This is a genomic window from uncultured Jatrophihabitans sp. (assembly GCF_964244045.1).
Lineage (GTDB): Bacteria > Actinomycetota > Actinomycetes > Mycobacteriales > Jatrophihabitantaceae > Jatrophihabitans.
The window spans coordinates 1-16,110 of sequence record NZ_CAXTHK010000024.1 but is presented as its reverse complement, the minus strand read 5'-3'; the positions used below and the strand labels follow the sequence as shown (position 1 = coordinate 16,110).

Annotated in this window: 16 protein-coding genes; 10 read left to right on the top strand and 6 right to left on the bottom strand. The window is 70.1% G+C overall.

The window, feature by feature from the left end:
* The first annotated feature begins 170 nt into the window (after positions 1-170).
* The 3 genes from sigB (at position 171) to ACFFC4_RS16300 (ending at position 3,772) form a co-directional block, all read left to right on the top strand.
* Positions 171-1,421: an RNA polymerase sigma factor SigB gene (sigB, locus tag ACFFC4_RS16310; protein WP_375502758.1), complete on the top strand. Its 1,251-nt coding sequence runs from the start codon at positions 171-173 to the stop codon at positions 1,419-1,421.
* 51 nt (positions 1,422-1,472) lie between these two features.
* The gene (locus ACFFC4_RS16305) at positions 1,473-2,174 is read left to right on the top strand and encodes a metal-dependent transcriptional regulator (protein ID WP_375502756.1); all 702 of its coding nucleotides are present in this window, start codon (positions 1,473-1,475) and stop codon (positions 2,172-2,174) included.
* Between the two features lie 131 nt (positions 2,175-2,305).
* Entirely contained in the window at positions 2,306-3,772 is a 1,467-nt protein-coding gene (locus ACFFC4_RS16300; RefSeq protein WP_375502754.1) for a glutamate synthase subunit beta, read from the top strand.
* Here the strand turns inward: ACFFC4_RS16300 and ACFFC4_RS16295 are convergent.
* Together ACFFC4_RS16295 and ACFFC4_RS16290 are read right to left on the bottom strand one after the other, a co-directional pair.
* Positions 3,717-4,796, bottom strand: a complete 1,080-nt coding sequence (locus ACFFC4_RS16295; protein WP_375502752.1) for a DUF4192 domain-containing protein — start codon at positions 4,794-4,796, stop codon at positions 3,717-3,719. The genes ACFFC4_RS16300 and ACFFC4_RS16295 overlap by 56 nt on opposite strands.
* Before the next feature lie 196 nt (positions 4,797-4,992).
* The gene (locus tag ACFFC4_RS16290) at positions 4,993-5,685 is read right to left on the bottom strand and encodes a hypothetical protein (RefSeq protein ID WP_375502750.1); all 693 of its coding nucleotides are present in this window, start codon (positions 5,683-5,685) and stop codon (positions 4,993-4,995) included.
* Between the two features lie 275 nt (positions 5,686-5,960).
* Here ACFFC4_RS16290 and ACFFC4_RS16285 point away from each other — a divergent pair, with 275 nt between their 5' ends.
* The 4 genes from ACFFC4_RS16285 to ACFFC4_RS16270 all read left to right on the top strand — a co-directional run bounded on the left by ACFFC4_RS16285 (position 5,961) and on the right by ACFFC4_RS16270 (position 10,097).
* Positions 5,961-6,437 (top strand): NUDIX domain-containing protein, encoded by a 477-nt coding sequence (locus ACFFC4_RS16285; protein WP_375502748.1) that lies wholly within the window; start codon positions 5,961-5,963, stop codon positions 6,435-6,437.
* 37 nt (positions 6,438-6,474) lie between these two features.
* The gene (locus tag ACFFC4_RS16280; protein WP_375502746.1) at positions 6,475-7,251 is read left to right on the top strand and encodes a YaaA family protein; all 777 of its coding nucleotides are present in this window, start codon (positions 6,475-6,477) and stop codon (positions 7,249-7,251) included.
* An 84-nt stretch (positions 7,252-7,335) separates the two neighbouring features.
* Complete coding sequence (locus tag ACFFC4_RS16275) at positions 7,336-7,977, top strand: VOC family protein (RefSeq protein WP_375502744.1); 642 nt, start codon at positions 7,336-7,338, stop codon at positions 7,975-7,977.
* Positions 7,978-8,192: 215 nt separating this feature from the next.
* Complete coding sequence (locus ACFFC4_RS16270) at positions 8,193-10,097, top strand: glycoside hydrolase family 15 protein (RefSeq protein WP_375502742.1); 1,905 nt, start codon at positions 8,193-8,195, stop codon at positions 10,095-10,097.
* Positions 10,098-10,112: 15 nt separating this feature from the next.
* On the opposite strand, the gene ACFFC4_RS16265 is transcribed toward ACFFC4_RS16270, so the two are convergent.
* Positions 10,113-10,775, bottom strand: a complete 663-nt coding sequence (locus tag ACFFC4_RS16265) for an alpha/beta fold hydrolase (protein WP_375502740.1) — start codon at positions 10,773-10,775, stop codon at positions 10,113-10,115.
* A 38-nt stretch (positions 10,776-10,813) separates the two neighbouring features.
* Here ACFFC4_RS16265 and ACFFC4_RS16260 point away from each other — a divergent pair, with 38 nt between their 5' ends.
* Positions 10,814-11,440: a flavin reductase family protein gene (locus tag ACFFC4_RS16260; protein ID WP_375502738.1), complete on the top strand. Its 627-nt coding sequence runs from the start codon at positions 10,814-10,816 to the stop codon at positions 11,438-11,440.
* 2 nt (positions 11,441-11,442) lie between these two features.
* Here the strand turns inward: ACFFC4_RS16260 and ACFFC4_RS16255 are convergent, their stop codons facing one another.
* The 3 genes from ACFFC4_RS16255 to ACFFC4_RS16245 all read right to left on the bottom strand — a co-directional run bounded on the left by ACFFC4_RS16255 (position 11,443) and on the right by ACFFC4_RS16245 (position 14,316).
* On the bottom strand, positions 11,443-12,537 hold the full coding sequence (locus tag ACFFC4_RS16255; protein WP_375502736.1) for an Abi-alpha family protein: 1,095 nt from the start codon (positions 12,535-12,537) through the stop codon (positions 11,443-11,445).
* Positions 12,538-12,540: 3 nt separating this feature from the next.
* Entirely contained in the window at positions 12,541-13,827 is a 1,287-nt protein-coding gene (locus ACFFC4_RS16250; RefSeq protein WP_375502734.1) for a hypothetical protein, read from the bottom strand.
* A gap of 99 nt (positions 13,828-13,926) precedes the next feature.
* The gene (locus ACFFC4_RS16245) at positions 13,927-14,316 is read right to left on the bottom strand and encodes a nuclear transport factor 2 family protein (protein ID WP_375502732.1); all 390 of its coding nucleotides are present in this window, start codon (positions 14,314-14,316) and stop codon (positions 13,927-13,929) included.
* A gap of 97 nt (positions 14,317-14,413) precedes the next feature.
* On the opposite strand from ACFFC4_RS16245, the gene ACFFC4_RS16240 reads away from it, so the two are divergent.
* Positions 14,414-14,998, top strand: a complete 585-nt coding sequence (locus ACFFC4_RS16240; RefSeq protein WP_375502730.1) for a TetR/AcrR family transcriptional regulator — start codon at positions 14,414-14,416, stop codon at positions 14,996-14,998.
* 83 nt (positions 14,999-15,081) lie between these two features.
* Positions 15,082-16,110 (top strand): MFS transporter (locus tag ACFFC4_RS16235; protein WP_375502728.1); only part of this gene is annotated, 1,029 nt, incomplete at its 3' end.

Sequence of the window (16,110 nt, the reverse complement as noted above, 5' to 3'; positions counted from 1 at the left end):
CCGAGCTGCTCGGCAGTTTGGCTCGCCGCCTGAGCCAGGCCTGAGCAGATCGATTGTCTGTTCGGTTCCGGGAACACCAGACCCGGGTCGGCACGTTGTCCTCTTCGAACTGGTCGCGAACGGATGTTCGCCTCCGCGCACCCGAGTCGATCAAGGTGGTCTGGTACATCGTGGCAACCTCTTCCAATACCACTCCGCGCGCCAGCGCACGTCGCGCGTCCGGGCCCAGGTCTGCGGGCACCGAGCAGCGCTTGTCGGCGGGCGGCCACCGCAGCGCTCGCACGACGGCCCCGGCCGACGACAGCGTCGAGACGGTCGTCGAAGGCGGCCTCGACGCCGTCGTCGAAGAGTCGCCAAGCCCTGCTCGCGCGGCCACCAAGACGGCTACCCGCCGTATTAAGACTAAGGCCGGTACCACCAAATCCGCGTCGAACGCAGAGTCCGCGACCGACGAGGACGAGCCGGCCCCGGTGCCCACCTTGCGTCTCGACCTCGACGAGGTCGCGACCTCTGCCGACCTGGTCCGCGTCTATCTCAACGAGATCGGCAAGGTCGCCTTGCTGACCGCCGCCGACGAGGTCGACCTCGCCAAGCGCATCGAGGCCGGGTTGTACGCGGCCCACCTGCTCACCCAGCCCAACGACTACACCGCCGCGCGCAAGCGCGACTTGCGGGCACTGGGACGTGACGGCGAGCGGGCCAAGGACCACCTGCTGCGTGCCAACCTGCGCCTGGTCGTTTCGCTGGCCAAGCGTTACACCGGTCACGGCATGCCGTTCCTGGATCTCATCCAGGAAGGCAACCTGGGCCTGATCCGCGCGGTCGAGAAGTTCGACTACACCAAGGGCTTCAAGTTCTCGACGTATGCCACCTGGTGGATCCGCCAGGCGATCAGCCGGGCGATGGCCGACCAGTCGCGCACGATCCGGCTGCCCGTCCACCTCGTCGAGCAGGTCAACAAGCTGCAGCGCATCCGTCGCGAGATGAACCAGCAGTTGGGCCGCGAGGCGAACCACGGCGAGCTGGCTCACGAGCTCGATATCACCGAGGAGCGCGTGCGTGAGCTGATCGACCTCTCGCGTGACCTCGTCAGCCTCGACCAGACCGTCGGAACCGACGACGACGCCTCCCTGGGCGACTTCATCGCCGACGAGCGGTCCACCTTCGCGGCCGAGACCGTCGTCGAGAGCGGCCTCATGCGCGGACACCTGCAAGAGGTCCTGAACACCCTCGACGCCCGCGAGGCGGCGGTGGTGCGGATGCGTTACGGCCTGGACGGCGGACAGCCCAAGACGCTGGACGAGATCGGGCGGGCGTTCAAGCTCTCCCGCGAGCGCATCCGCCAGATCGAGCGCGAGACGATGGCCAAGTTGCGTCACCCGTCACGCTCGCAGGTGCTGCGCGACTACTTAGACGCCTGAGCCGCCTCGGCGTGGCTAGAGTTAGCCTGGACGGCCACTGAGGAGGTGTTGATGAGTCACCACAGCGATCTGATCGACACCACCGAGATGTATCTGCGCACCGTGTACGAGCTCGAGGAAGAGGGCGTCGTCCCGCTGCGAGCTCGGATCGCCGAACGGCTGGGGCAAAGCGGCCCGACCGTCAGCCAGACCGTTGCCCGAATGGAGCGTGACGGGCTTCTGCAGGTTGCCGACGACCGGCACCTCGAGCTGACCGACGCCGGTCGCCACGAAGCAGTTGGCGTCATGCGCAAGCACCGCCTGGCAGAGCGCCTGCTCGTCGACGTGATCGGTCTGGACTGGGAAGACGTGCACATCGAGGCGTGCCGCTGGGAGCACGTCATGAGCGACGCCGTCGAGCGCCGCATCGTGGCCATGCTCGACAAGCCGCTGGTGTGCCCGCACGGGAACCCGATCCCCGGGCTCGACCAACTCGGACTGCCGTTCGCGAGCGCCGAGCAGGTTGGCCCGCTGATGAGCCTGAGCACGGCGGCTCAGCAACCCGTGCACGGCTCGGTTGTGATCAACCGCATCAGCGAGCAGCTCCAGCCCGATGCCGCCTTGATGCACCGGCTGTCCAACGCCGGTATGCGGCCGGGCAGTGTGGTGCAGATAGCGCCTGCCGGACCCGGCGTCGAGGTATGGATCGAAGGCGGCGAACGCATCCTGTTCGACCGCATGATCAGCGATCACGTGTTCGTCCGAGTCGCCTGACCCTGAGCGCGCGCAGCCCCGGCAATTCCCGGTTCCGGGGCTGGATAGACTGACCCGCTGCGAGCCGATGCCGCCTCGCCCGTGCACGTCCTGCGAGCCGAGTGAGCCTGCGAGCCCGAGAGAGAGTGTCGGTGGCCTACGACCCCCAGGGGTTCCTGAAGCACGAGCGTCAGGACACCCCCAAGAGACCGGCGCAAGAGCGGGTCCGCGACTGGCAGCCGATCTACCTGCGGGCCCGGCCCGAGGTGGTGAGTGAGCAAGCGGCGCGCTGCATGGACTGCGGCGTCGCGTTTTGCCACAGCGGCTGTCCGCTGGGCAACCTGATCCCGGAGTGGAACGAATACGTCGCCCGTGACGATTGGTCCACGGCCAGCGAGCGCCTGCACGCCACCAACAACTTTCCCGAATTCACTGGCTGGATCTGTCCTGCGCCGTGCGAGGCGGCCTGCGTGCTGGCTCTGAACACCGACCCGGTGACCATCAAGCAGGTCGAGGTCTCGATCGTCGAGCGGGCCTTCAGTGACGGCTTCGTCGACCCGCAACCTGCCTCCGAGCGCACCGGGTGCTCGGTGGCCGTGATCGGATCGGGACCGGCCGGGCTTGCCGCGGCCCAGCAACTGACCCGTGCCGGGCACGCGGTCACCGTCTTCGAGCGCGACGACCGACTGGGGGGCCTGCTGCGCTACGGCATTCCGGACTTCAAGATGCCCAAGGACATCATTGACCGGCGCATCGCCCAGATGGCGGCGGAGGGCACCACGTTCCGGGTCAATGCCGACGTCACCCCCGACGACGTCGCCCGGCTCCGCGTCGATTTCGACGCCGTCGTGCTGGCCGTGGGCGCGCTGGCTCCCCGAGAGCTGACCACCCCCGGCCGCGAGCTGCACGGCGTGCACCAGGCCATGACCTACCTGCCCCAGGGCAATCGGGTGCAGGCCGGCGACGTCGCGGCGCCCGAGATCGACGCCGCAGGCAAGCACGTGATCATCGTGGGCGGCGGTGACACCGCGGCGGACTGCCTCGGAACCGCCAACCGGCAGGGCGCGCTGTCGGTGACCGTGCTCGATCACAACCCCCGACCCGAGCCGCGACCGAATCTGGTGAACCCGCACTGGCCGGCTGCGATGAACAGCCGGGGAATGTCGCCGGCTCACGACGAGGGCGTGCACGAGGCGTGGGCCCGCGAGGTCGTCGCCTTTGAAGCTGATAACGCCGGCGCGGTGCGCGCGGTGACTGTCGAGGAGGTCGAGATCGTCCGGGTCGACGGCCGGCGCGAATTCCGGCCGGTACCCCGCTCGCGCACCGAGCTGCCCGCCCAGCTGGTGCTGCTGGCCGCCGGCTTCATCGGCACCGATGTCCCCGAACTGCTCGACGCGTTCGGAGTCGACGAGAAGCCCGGCCGCGGCTCGGTGGCCATCGACAAGCAGTGGCAGACCACCGCCGGCGGCGTCTTCGCCTGCGGCGATGCCAGCCGTGGCGCGTCGCTGGTGGTCTGGGCGATCGCCGAGGGGCGCGCCTGCGCGGCCGCGGTGGACCACGCGCTCAGCGGGGTTTCCGAACTACCGCGACCCGTCGCCCCCGGGGCCGTCGGCCTCTGACGCCCGGTTGGAAGCCTGCGTCCGTGAGACGCGGGAAGCTGCGCGGGTCGACAGCCTGGTCGAGGGCGGCCAGCAGCAGGTCGGCGGCACTGTAGGTCGGGTCACTGGCCAGCGCGCGTTCGACGGCCATGCCGGCAATGGCTCCGCTGCCGTCACGCCAGCTGGCCCAGCCCAGCAGGAACAGCGGTGCCGCGTCGTAGGGCGCCGGGCACCGACGGCCCAGATCGGTCCACAGCGGCCGGCCGTCCAGGCGGCGGCTGTCAACGGCAACCCACACCTCGTCGCGTATCGGCAGTGCGGTGAGCGCAGCGGCCAGGCGGGCAGCGGTGGCATCGTCGGGCGGCCGCCAGCCGTCGGCCGTACTCCCCCGAGCCGCCAGCATCAGCTCGCGGACCAGCTCGCGGTTGTGGCTCGACAGCCGGTCCTCGAGCACTGCAAGCACCGACGCATGCTCGGCTTCGGCGATGAGCGGCTCGAGTGCCGCCCGCCGCGCATCGGGCAACGGTTCGAGGGTCCGGGCCAGGGCCGCCCGACTGGGCAGCGCCACCACCCCGTCGACTGTCGCCGCCAGTGCATACGGCGATGGAGCGCCCGCCAGGGGACGACCCCCGCTCGGGCAGCAGTCAGCGACGTCGCAGAGGTAGGACCACCAACGGCCACGACACACGAGCAGCGCCTCGGCGATCTCGCTGCCAACCCGCCGCGCCGCGTCCTCGACGGCGGACACCGCGTCCTGCCAGGGCCTGGCCGAGGGAAGTGCGGCGCCCGGCGGCTCGCACCGGTGGTCGAACACCGCGACCACCAGCCGGTCGACGCCCCCACGATGCAGCGCTGCGACCGTGTGCTCCACCAGGTCCGGTTGCCCGGTGTCGGTGAGGTCGAGCCGAGCGGTGGCGCCGAGCAGGCCCGCGTGCACGCCGATCAGCACGAGGCTCTCGGTGGGGTGGAAGCCGAGCAGGTACGGGATGGCGTCGAGCAGCTCGGCCGGGCCCGAGATGCGCTGAGTGGGCAGCGGGCGTGTCATGCGACGACGCAGTCGGAGCAGGACAAATGGGCTTGGCCATAGGCGGCCGGAGCGAAGCGGAGGGCGGTCATGGGAGGAGCGTGCTTCGGTTGGGTCGTGCGCACCGGACCGGTTTGCGTCCTGTGGACAGCCACGGTCGCTGTGCGGTGCGGATCTGGAGTTGTCAGTGGACCGTGCTACTGGCGGTGCGGTCGACTCAATGCAGGTCGCCGGCTCGCCAGCGCGCCGCGGCCGCGGTGAGGGCCGCGGCCGCGCGGTCGTTGCGTTCGGCCCGCTCGTCAGCGTCGGACGTCGCGGGACCGTCCGAAGTTGAAAGACGGTCGGAAGTTGAAAGACGGTCGGAAGTTGAAAGACGGTCAGAAGTCGAGAGACCGTCGGGACGCAAGCTGCGCCGGCCGGCGGCCACCACCCGGAAGAATGCCGCCGCGCGCTCGAGCGCGACGTCGAGGTCGCCGCGGTAGACGCCAGACAGCACTGCGTCGGCGAGCTGCTGGACGGCCGAGACGTCGGCGTAGTCCGCCACCCCCGCGACCGCGGCCTCGGCCGGCGCGAGCGGCTCGCCGGCGCGCCACAACCGGGTGACCTCGTCGCCATCAGTACGGCACCACTGCCTCAACAGGTAGAGCGCCCACAGCGCACCAGGCAGGCTGACCGGATCGGCGTCGCGCCACAGCGCAGCCAGCGTGTCGAGCCCGACCCGGTCGGCCAGCTCCACGAAGCGCTCGTCGTCGCCCGGTGACCGGCCGGCCTGGACGAGCACGGCAGCCGTGCTCGATGCCATCTCCGCGCGGGCGTAGGGCGAGGACGAACCACCGGCGGCGTCGATGATCTCGGTGAGGTCGGCGAACAGCGCGGGCCGGTGCGGGCGCGGTTGCTCCCCCGGGGTCACCGGCTGCTCATCTGGATCACGGCTCCAGGATACGGCCCGGTTCCGGGTCGCCCGCGAGCGTCCATGACCTCGTCCTGCATCGGTGGGATCTACGGAACCGACGGTGCACAGCACTGCACGTGGCGCTTTGCATTGGTACCGTGGTGATCGACGTCGGCCCGATCCATGGCCCCCGGTCCCACAACTGCCGCCATGAGCGGCCTTTTGCCGAGAGGCGACCTGGCGGGCCGACGTCTCCACCCCGGGCCATGGCCCAACGACGGCAGGACTCACGCGTGGTCTCCAGTGCCTCCCGCACGTCGAGTGGCGACGGCAACGGCTGGGTAATCTGCGCGCACGGCCACCGGCACTGGGGTCGCTACGGCGCGGCCGGGCTGCTCGTGACCGACGGCCGGCACGTCCTGTTGCAGCACCGCGCGGCCTGGACGCACGAGGGCGACACGTGGGCCGTCCCCGGAGGCGCCCGCGACAGCCACGAGAGCGCACTCGACGCCGCGCTGCGCGAGACCGGCGAGGAGACCAGCCTCGACCCGGCCAGCGTCGAACCGGTCGAGGAGTTGCGCGTTGATCACGGCGGCTGGACGTACACCACCATCGTGGCCCGCACCGCCGAGGCCCTGGACATCGAGCCGGCCAACGCCGAGAGCACGGCCGTGCGCTGGTGGCCGATCGCCGAGGTCGCCACGCTGGCGCTGCACCGAGGATTCGCCGCCGCCTGGCCCGAGCTGCGCCCCCTCGTCGAGATTGCGTGACGACCCTCCCGGCGGCGCTGCCGTAGCGTCGCGGCACGTGCACGTGCTCCTGCCGCCCAGCGAGGCCAAGACCGCGGGCGGACGAGGGCGCCCGCTGCGCGACCGGATCGGGGACGGTCCGCTCGGCGTGGCCTGGGTCCGCACCACCGCGGCGCTTGCGCAGCTGGTCGCGGGCGACCGCACCGTTGCCGCCGACGCGCTGCTGCTGCCGAAGGGCGTGACCGAGCAGGCGCTGGCCGACAACGCCCGGGTCCTCGACGCACGCACCACCCCGGCGCTACGCCGCTACGCCGGCGTCGTCTACGACGGCCTGGACTTCGCCGCACTGACCCCGGCCGAGCAGCGGGTCGCCAACCGCAGCGTGCACGTCTTCTCGGGGCTGTTCGGCGTCGTCCGCGGCGATGAACCGGTGCCCGCCTACCGGGTCCCGGGCAAGGCCGTCCTGCCCGGCCTCGGCGTGGCCGCCACCTTCTGGCGGCCCGTGCTCGTCGACGTGCTCGGCGAGCGGTTGCAGCGCGGGCTCGTCGTCGATCTGCGTTCAGGTGACTACGCGGCGATGTGGCGCCCGGAGCGGGCGGGAGCGGATCGGGTGGTGGCCGTACGCGTGCTGTCTCCCGCGCCCAGGGGCGGGCACGCGGTGATCAGCTACACCAGCAAGTTGGGCAAGGGGCGGCTGTGCGCTGCCCTGGTTCGCCGGGTTGCCGCCGGCGGTCGGGTCGCCACCGTCGAGGACGTCACGGCGGCCTGGGCGGACTGCGACGGCGCCGGTCACGAAGAGCGCACCGACGGCCGGCTCGACCTCTTCACCAACTGACGGCGCACCCGCTACCACGGGCACCCGGCCGGGCGCGGGTGACCCGCCTACCGCACGCACCCAGCGGTGGGTCACCATGACGGCATGCGCTTGGACCACCTCTCCTACGCCGCCGGGCCCGAAGGCCTCGCCGCCTGCGTGCAGCGCCTCGGGGCCCGGCTCGGTGCCGGCTTCCGCGACGGGGGCATCCATCCGTCGTTCGGCACCCGCAACTTCGTGCTGCCGCTCGAGCACGGGTGTTACCTGGAGGTCGTCGAGGCCCTCGACCACCCGGCCGCCGACCGGGCCCCGTTCGGCCGGGCCGTCCGTGCGCGCGCCGAGAGCGGCGGCGGCTGGCTGGCGTGGGCGGTGTCCGTCGACGACATCTCGGTCATCGAGGACCGGTTGGGCCGCAAGGCCGCCCGCGGGCATCGCCGACGACCCGACGGCTTCGACCTGCTCTGGCACCAGATCGGCATCAACGACGTCTCCGAGGACCCGCAACTGCCGTTTTTCACACAGTGGGAGTCGGACGCCGAGCACCACCCGGCGCAGGGCGGGTCCACGATCACCCTGCAGTCACTCGAGATCGCCGGCGACGAGCCGACCGTCGACAACTACCTCGGCGCGTCCTCCCGCCAGCCGCTCGACGGCATCGACGTCGAATGGCTCTCACCCTTCGACGGCGACACCGGGGTCGTGGCGGCGACCTTCGGCACGCCGCGCGGCAGCGTCCGCATCGACTGACGGTCAGCGGTCTTGGGGGACGGGCTGCCACGGCCCGCTCCCGCGCGGGATAGTGGTCGCGTGCACACGACGATGTTCAGCGGCGAGCGCCTGAGCAGTGAGTGTGCGAGCCGCTGGGACGACGCGCATCCACGCCCGGATCGCTCGACGGAGTTGAGCGGCGCGGCCGACAGCGGGAAGCTTCCCGCTACCTCGACAAGCCTGGAGACCAGCTGATGTCCACCCCTGCCGGCGCGGGCCCCAGCGTCATCGCACCGCACGCCACCCCGATCGGCGACTACGGCTTCCTGTCCGACGGCGAGGTCACCGCGCTCGTCTCCCCCGGCGGGTCGGTCGACTGGATGTGCCTGCCGCGGATGGACTCACCCAGCATCTTCGGAGCGATCCTCGGTCGACATGCCGGCAGCTTCCGGGTGGCGCCGACCGACGTCACCGTCCCGTCCGCCCGTCGCTACCTGCCGGGCACGATGGTGCTCGAGACGAGCTGGGGCACCGACACCGGCTGGATCATCGTCCGCGACGCGCTGATCATGGGCCCTTGGCGTCACGAGGAGGCGCTGTCGGGCACCCAACACCGCACGCCGACCGACTACGAGGCCGAGCACGTCCTGCTGCGCACGATCCGCTGCGTCAAGGGCGAGGTGCAGACCGTCGTCGAATGCGAACCGATCGCCGACTACGGCCGCGCACCGGTGCGCTGGCAGTACTCGGACAAGGTCTATCACCAGGGCGTCGGCACGGCTCCGGGCTGGCAGCACGAACTGCTGCTCACCACCGACATGCGACTCGGGTTCGAAGGCAGCCGGGCCAGCGCGCGCACCCTGCTCAAGGAGGGTGACACCCGCTTCATCGCGCTGTCCTGGGGGCGCAAGGACCCGCCCCTGACCTACGAGGACGCCTACGGCCGACAGGTCTGGACCGCGCACCACTGGCAGCACTGGCTGGCCCGCGGCCGTTTTCCCGACCACCCCTGGCGCTCCTACCTGCAGCGGTCGGCGCTGACCCTCAAAGGCCTGACCTACGCGCCCACCGGGGCGATCTGCGCCGCCGGCAGCACGTCCCTGCCCGAGACGATCGGCGGCGGGCGCAACTACGACTACCGCTTCAGCTGGATCCGCGACGCCACGTTCGCGCTGTGGGGCATGTACTCACTGGGCTACGACTGGGAGGCCGTCGACTTCTTCAGCTTCATCGCCGACATTGCCGAACGCGACGACGACCTGCAGATCATGTACGGCATCGGCGGGGAGCGCGATCTCACCGAGCACACGCTCGACCATCTGCCCGGCTACGCCGACTCACGGCCGGTGCGCATCGGCAACGCGGCCAGCACCCAGCAGCAGCACGACGTCTGGGGTGCGCTGTTGGACTCGGTGTACCTGCACAGCAAGGCCGCCGACCACGTCGACAGCCGCATCTGGCCGATCCTGGCCAAGCAGGTGCAGGCCGCACTGAAGAACTGGCGGGCGCCCGACGCCGGCATCTGGGAGGTCCGTGGCGAGCTGCAGCACTTCACCTCGTCCAAGATCATGTGCTGGGTGGCCGTCGACCGGGGCGCGCGGTTGGCCGCCGTCATCGGCCAGGACGCCGCGGCCGGTGAGTGGGAGCTCGCGGCCCAGGAGATCAAGGCCGACATCCTCGAGCACGGCGTCGATGACCGCGGGGTGTTGACCGCCTACTACGGCACGAAGGCCCTCGACGCGTCGCTCCTGCTCGCTCCCCTGTTGCGCTTCCTGCCGCCGGACGACGAGCGGATCGTCAACACCGTGCGGGCCATCGCCGACGAGCTGACCGAGCACGGAATGGTCCTGCGCTACCGCGTCGAGGAGACCGACGACGGGTTCAGCGGTGAAGAGGGCTCGTTCACCATCTGCTCGTTCTGGTTGGTGTCGGCACTGTGCGAGATCGGCGACTACACGCGGGCGCGCGGCCTGTGCGCTCGGCTGCTCTCGCTGGCCGGTCCGCTCGAGCTGTACGCCGAGGAGATCGACGTGCATTCGGGCGCCCACCTGGGCAACTTCCCGCAGGCGTTCACCCACCTGGCGCTGATCAACGCCGTGATGCACGTGATCGACACCGCTGAGCTGGCCGACGGGGTCCCGAGCGCGACCACCCCCTAGCAGGCGTAAAGCACCCTAAACACTGTCGAGCAGGGCGGCGACGTCGTCCGGGCGGCTGGCCTGCGGCGAGTGGTCGCTGGGCCATTCCACGACGTCGGTGGCGCGGGCGGCCATCACCCGCTGCAGCGCCGGGGCCACCGTGCGGTCCTCGGTGCAGATGACGTACGTCGAGGGCACGCGCCGCCATGCCAGTGCGTTCGGGCGTTCACCGAACACCGCACGGGCGACAGGACGTAGGCGGGCCGAAGCCTGCGCGACCGCAGCTGGACTCGTGCGCTGATAGAGCAGCGTCGGTGCGAGCTCGGGATCGATCCTCACCTCGCTGCGGTCTTCGCTGAACCGCAGGGCGGCTCCCAGGCCGGTGTCGGCGATGCCGAGCTCGGGGGCGACGCGGGACACGCTCTCGCCCTCGTCGAGCAGGAAAGCGGCCAGATACACGAGCCGTCGGACCCGCCGGTGGGCCCCGGCGGCGGTAATCACCGCACCGCCGTAGCTGTGCCCGACGAGCACGACCTCGTCGTCGATGGAGTCGAGCGCAGCGCGCACGACCTCTGCGTCGTGGGCCAGCGAGCGCATCGGTAGCTCGACCGCGACCGACGGCCGCGACAACCGGGCGCAGACGTCGTCCCAACACCACGCGCCGTGCCACATGCCGTGCACGAGCAACAGGGTGGTCACCCGCCTACCCTGCCACGCGGGTCTGGTTGAGTGAGGGCATGCCCGATCGCATCGAACTGGACCCTGCCGAGCTCGGCCGCAAGGTGTATCCGTGGCTCACGGCCTCGCTCATTCCCCGCGCGATCGCCTGGGTGTCGACGGTGTCGGACGCCGGCGTCGACAACGTGGCCCCGCACTCGTTCAACACCGTGGCCGGCATCGACCCGGCGACCCTGTGCTTCGTGTCGGTGGGCGCGAAGGACACGCTGCGCAACGCCCGCTCGATCGGCGAGTTCGTCCTGAACATCGGCAGCGGCTCGCAGCTGCACCGGATGAACGACTCGGCCACGAATTTCCCCGGCGACCTCAGCGAGTTCGACGCCGCGTCGCTCGAGCGAGAGCCCAGCGTGGTGGTGCGGCCACCGCGGGTCCGTGACGCCCCGATCGCGTTCGAGTGCCGGGTGTCCGGCGAGCACGTCATCGGCGACTGCGTGATGGTGTTCGGCGAGGTCGTCCACCTGGCCGCGCACCGCTCGGTGCTGGCCGAGGACGGGTTGCCCGACGCGACGCTGGTCGACCCGCTCGCCCGGCTCGGCCGTAGCGAATGGTCACGGCTCGGCGAGCTTGTCGACCTCGATCGGATCCATTACGAGGACTGGGCCGACGGCCGTCGCTCGGCGGACTGAGCTCAGCGTCCGAGCTCGGAGCGCACGGTTCGGCTGGGCACGGTTCGGCTGGGCACGGTTCGACTGGGCACGGTTCGACTGGGCACGGTTCGGCTGGGCACGGTTCGACTGGGCACGGGGCGGCTCCCCTCGCGGTTCGGCACGCTCTTGCCGTTCAGCGGCAGGCAGGTGCGAACGAACTCCTCGCCGAAGGACGTCAGGATGACACTGCGCTGGACGATGCGCGGCATGCGACCTGCCGACTCCATCGCCGACGCGACCTTCGGTTGGGCCTCGATGACCTGGTAACGGGTCGGGTTCTTGACCGGCTCCTTGGAGAACTCCAGCATGCCCAGCCGGCTGAGGTTGGTGAGGTAGAGGTCGATGCGCTCGACGTTGCGCAGCCCGGCGTGCTCGGCGATCATGTTCATCCCGCTGGCCACCAGCTCGGAGCCGATGCCGAACGGGCGGTAGGTGCGGATGTCGAGGGCCGGTTGCGGACCCTCGAGGTAGACGTAGCGCAGGATGCGCGCTTCATCGGGAGTGATGTCGGCGAGGATGCGGGCGAAGGCCGGATGCGTGTCCTCTATGACGTGCACGTCGTTCGAGCGGCGCAGCAGGTCGGTGCCACGTCGCTGCAGGTCGAGCACCGATGACCCGCGCGGGTTTGCCTTGTCCTGCGGATGGGCGTTCGAACTCGTGGCGGTGCCCCCGGGCAGGCCGAGCGCTCGCCAGGCCACGGCCCGCAGATCTGATGCCGCCTCCTGCAGGATCGCAGTGGCCGGCTCGCCGGCGACGGCCCGCCGCGAGACGTAATTCGCCCCGGCGATGGTGGCCCCCACCGACCAGCTGACCAGGTGCCAGGCAGAGGCAGCGGCGACCCGGGCGACGTCGGGCGCCGCGCGCAGTACCGGCGGGCCGGGCATCGGGCGGCGGCGCGGTACGACCGTGCCGTCGGGCGAGACGTTCGGCACGGGCCGCGGGCGGCGCACGACGGCCTTCGCCGCGTCAGCCACCCCGGACGCAGCGCCGACTACGCCCTGGGCGACGTTGTCGACGCCGTGAGCGACGTTCTCAACGAGATTGTCGGCCAGGTTCTCGACCCGGTTCTCGGCCATGGGTCAGACTCCGAAGATCGCGAGGTGCAACAGCCCGGCGAACAGCCCCAGCACGCCGCCGTGGAAGAACAGTAGCCACTCGTCCTGTTTGATCGCCGACCGGAGCATCTCGGTGAAGTCCTCCGAGCCCATGTGTTTCATCTGCTCCGAGATGAAGGTGTAGATCCGGGAGGACTGCTGACGGCTGAACTCTGCGTCGTTGAAGGCAATCGGCGCGAACCCGGTGGCCTCGGTGGCCACCGAGGCCTTGATGTTGTCGTACTCGGCCGAACCGATCGCGATCCGCACGGCCGCCCGGGCCGGCCCCACCGCCCTGTCGACTGCGGGGCGCAACGAGTCCTCGAGCAGCTTCAGCGTGCGGTCGCTGCGCGGGCCGGTGAGCAACTCGTTGCCGATGTTCTGCAAGGTGATGACCTTGTCGGAGATCATCCGCGAGTAGAGCTCGGTGACCTCCTCCTTGCGGCGCAGAAGGAGTCCCTGGTGCCACGGGATCCATCGGTTGTAGTGCACCGGCTCGAAGATCATCTCGATGCCGATGAAGTTGGCGACCCAGCCGATGACGACACCGCCGAGCGGGAGGACCCACCACTGCGGGTAGACCTGCAGGATGCCGAAGAGCACGAAGCCCATCGGCAGGCCGAAATAGAAACCGAAGCGCTGCATGAACTTCAGTTCCTTCTTGCCCATGATCAGGAACAGCTCGTTGAGCAACTCAGGGTTGCGGCCGAAGTAGCTGATCACCATCATCTTGGCGTCGATCAGCTGATCGACGTTCTCGCCGATCTCGTCGGTGATGTTCTTGACGATGCCGGGCAGCTGAGCTCGCACCCGTGCGAACACGGCTTCCTTGATGACCGGCGGGAGGTCGTGCCACAGCTGGGGGTTCTCCTGCTGCATGATCTGCTCGACGACGTCACGGATCTCGTTCTGCGCCACCGCGGCGAGGTGCTCGGCGATCTTGTCCGGCTCGAGCTCGCGGTAGAAGTCGCTGACGCTGCCGATCTTGGCCAGGCCCTTGTCCATGCTGATGCTGGCCATCTTGTCCGCGCGGGACGGGACGATCCCCTGCCAACCGACGCGTCCGTCGTAGCGGAACAGCGGCAGCACGCGGATCTTGCGCGGCAGCACCGGGAACAGGATTTGCAACCCGGGCACGCGGATGCCGTGGAAGCGGATGGGCCGGAACAGCATCAGGACGCCGGTCCAGTTCGTGATGTAGCCGATGATGCCGGTGAAGAGCGGGATCGAGATGAGGTCGGCGATCGTCTTGCTGTCCACTACGCCGCCCACGCTCCCCTCGTCCTAGCCGCCGCCATCAGGCGACTCTAGTGATGCGGCGCCGTCACGTCGCCTTGATCTACCCGTCAGTAACAACAATCAAGCACGAGGTCAGCCGGCCGGGCGCAGCTGCGCACCCATGCGGTCGATCAGGACCTGCAATCCGCGCAGCGGGCGGACGAGGACGGTGAATTCGGTGAGCCGGTCATCGGAGTTCCAGCGCAGCATGTCCACGCCTTGAACGAACGTGCCGTCCAGGTCGGCTTCGAACTCGAGGACGGCGCTGCTCTCGTTGTGCCACTGCTCGACGTAGCGCAGCGTCGGTCCGAGTACGACCAGCGCCGCGGTCAGGTAGGCCGTCGTCAGCTGTTTGCCGGCCTGCGGCCGATGGACCGCCGGCGAGCGGAAGACGACGTAGTCGGCAAGCAGGTCGGCCAGCAACCCGGGGTCGCGGGCCTCGGCCACCTCGTGCCAGGCGCGCACGGCAGCAGGAACGCTCATGGGTGGAGTCTGGCAGGTTCGCGTTCGTTGCCAGGCCACAGGTGGCATCATTGCTGGACGCGGCGTTCAGGTCGGCGCGTGGTCCTGAGGGAGTCGCATGGGTGGGCAGCGCGGTCGACCGCGCAGTGAGCAGGCGCGCGTCGCGGTGCTCGAAGCGGCCGGTGACCTGCTGCTCGAAGGTGGCCTCGCCGCGGCGCATGTCGAGGCCATCGCCGGGCGGGCCGGCGTCAGCAAGGCCACCATCTACAAGTGGTGGCCCAACCGGGGCGCGGTCGTGCTGGACGGCTTCCTCGAGCGGGTGCGTCACTCGCTGGCCATTCCGGAAGGGCTCCGCACCGTGGCGGCGCTCGAGTTCCAGATCGGGGAGCTGGTGGCCCTGTTCCGGGACCCCAGAATCGGCTCTGCCCTGCGCGGTATCGCGAGCGAGGCGCAGTCCGACCCCGAACTGGCCCGCGCGGTCCGCGAGCGCTGGCTGGCGCCGCGCCGCGCGGTCACCACGGCTGTGCTCACCGCCGGCGTCGCGGCCGGCGATCTGCGCCCCGATCTGGACGTCGAGCTCGTCATGGACCAGCTGTACGGCCCGCTGTACTTCCGGCTGATGTTCGGCCACGGCCCGTTGCCCGACGACCTGGCGCACCGCCTCGTGAACCAGTTGCTGCATGGCATAGGTCACCAGGACTAGCGTGTCACCATTCCTAGCCGTAGCGTTCAGTAAATGAACCGCGCGTCCGACAAGCCCCCGCGTCCCTCCGGCTGGTCACGATCGTGCTGGCCCTTGCGTGCGGGCTCACGGTCGCCAACCTGTACTACGCCCAGCCGCTGCTCGACCTCATCTCGAAGTCCTTCGACGTGGGCCAGGGCACCGCCACCCTCGTCGTCACGCTGACCCAGGTCGGCTACGCGTTGGGCCTGCTGTTCGTGCTGCCGCTCGGCGATCTCGTCGAGAACCGCACGCTCGTCACGCGGGTGCTGCTGGGCACTGCCGTCGCCCTGGTGCTGGCCGCGTTGTCACCCGTCTTCGGGGTGTTCGTCGCCTTGTCGGTGCTCGTCGGGCTGACGTCTGTGGTCGCGCAGATCCTGGTGCCGCTCGCCGCGCACCTCGCGCCGCCGGAGCACAGCGGTCGCCTGGTGGGCCAGGTCATGAGCGGGCTCCTGCTCGGGATCCTGCTCGCCCGCACCGCCGCGAGTCTGGTGGCCGAGTGGCTCGGTTGGCGGGCGATCTACCTGATCTCGGCGGCGCTGATGGCTGTCCTGGTCGTGCTGCTGCACCGGGTGCTGCCCACCCGGCGTCCAGATCACACCGAGGGCTACCGTTCGCTGCTCGCGTCCGTGCTCGAACTGGTTCGGCACGAGCCGATCCTGCGGGCCCGCGCCCTGTGCCAGGGAGCGATGTTCGGCGCCTTCACCGCCTTCTGGACGGCGATCGCCTACGAGCTCGTCGACGAGCACGGCTTGTCGCAGGGCGCGATCGCGGTGTTCGCCCTGATCGGCGCCGGCGGTGCGACCGCCGCACCCGTCGGCGGCTGGTTGGGCGATCACGGGTACGGGCGCGCCGGCAGCGGGCTGATGTTGCTGCTGGCCGCGGCCGCGATCGGGCTGGCCGGGACCGGCCACCGCAGTGTGGTCCTGCTTGCCGTTGGCGGGGTGCTGCTCGACCTCGCCGTCCAGTGCCACCAGGTGATGGGCCAGCACGAGATCTATTCGCTGCGCCCCAGCGCACGTGCTCGCATCAACACCGTCGGGACTGCCCCCGGTTCGGTTGACTCCTTGCCTGTGAGGATTGCTCCTCGCTGG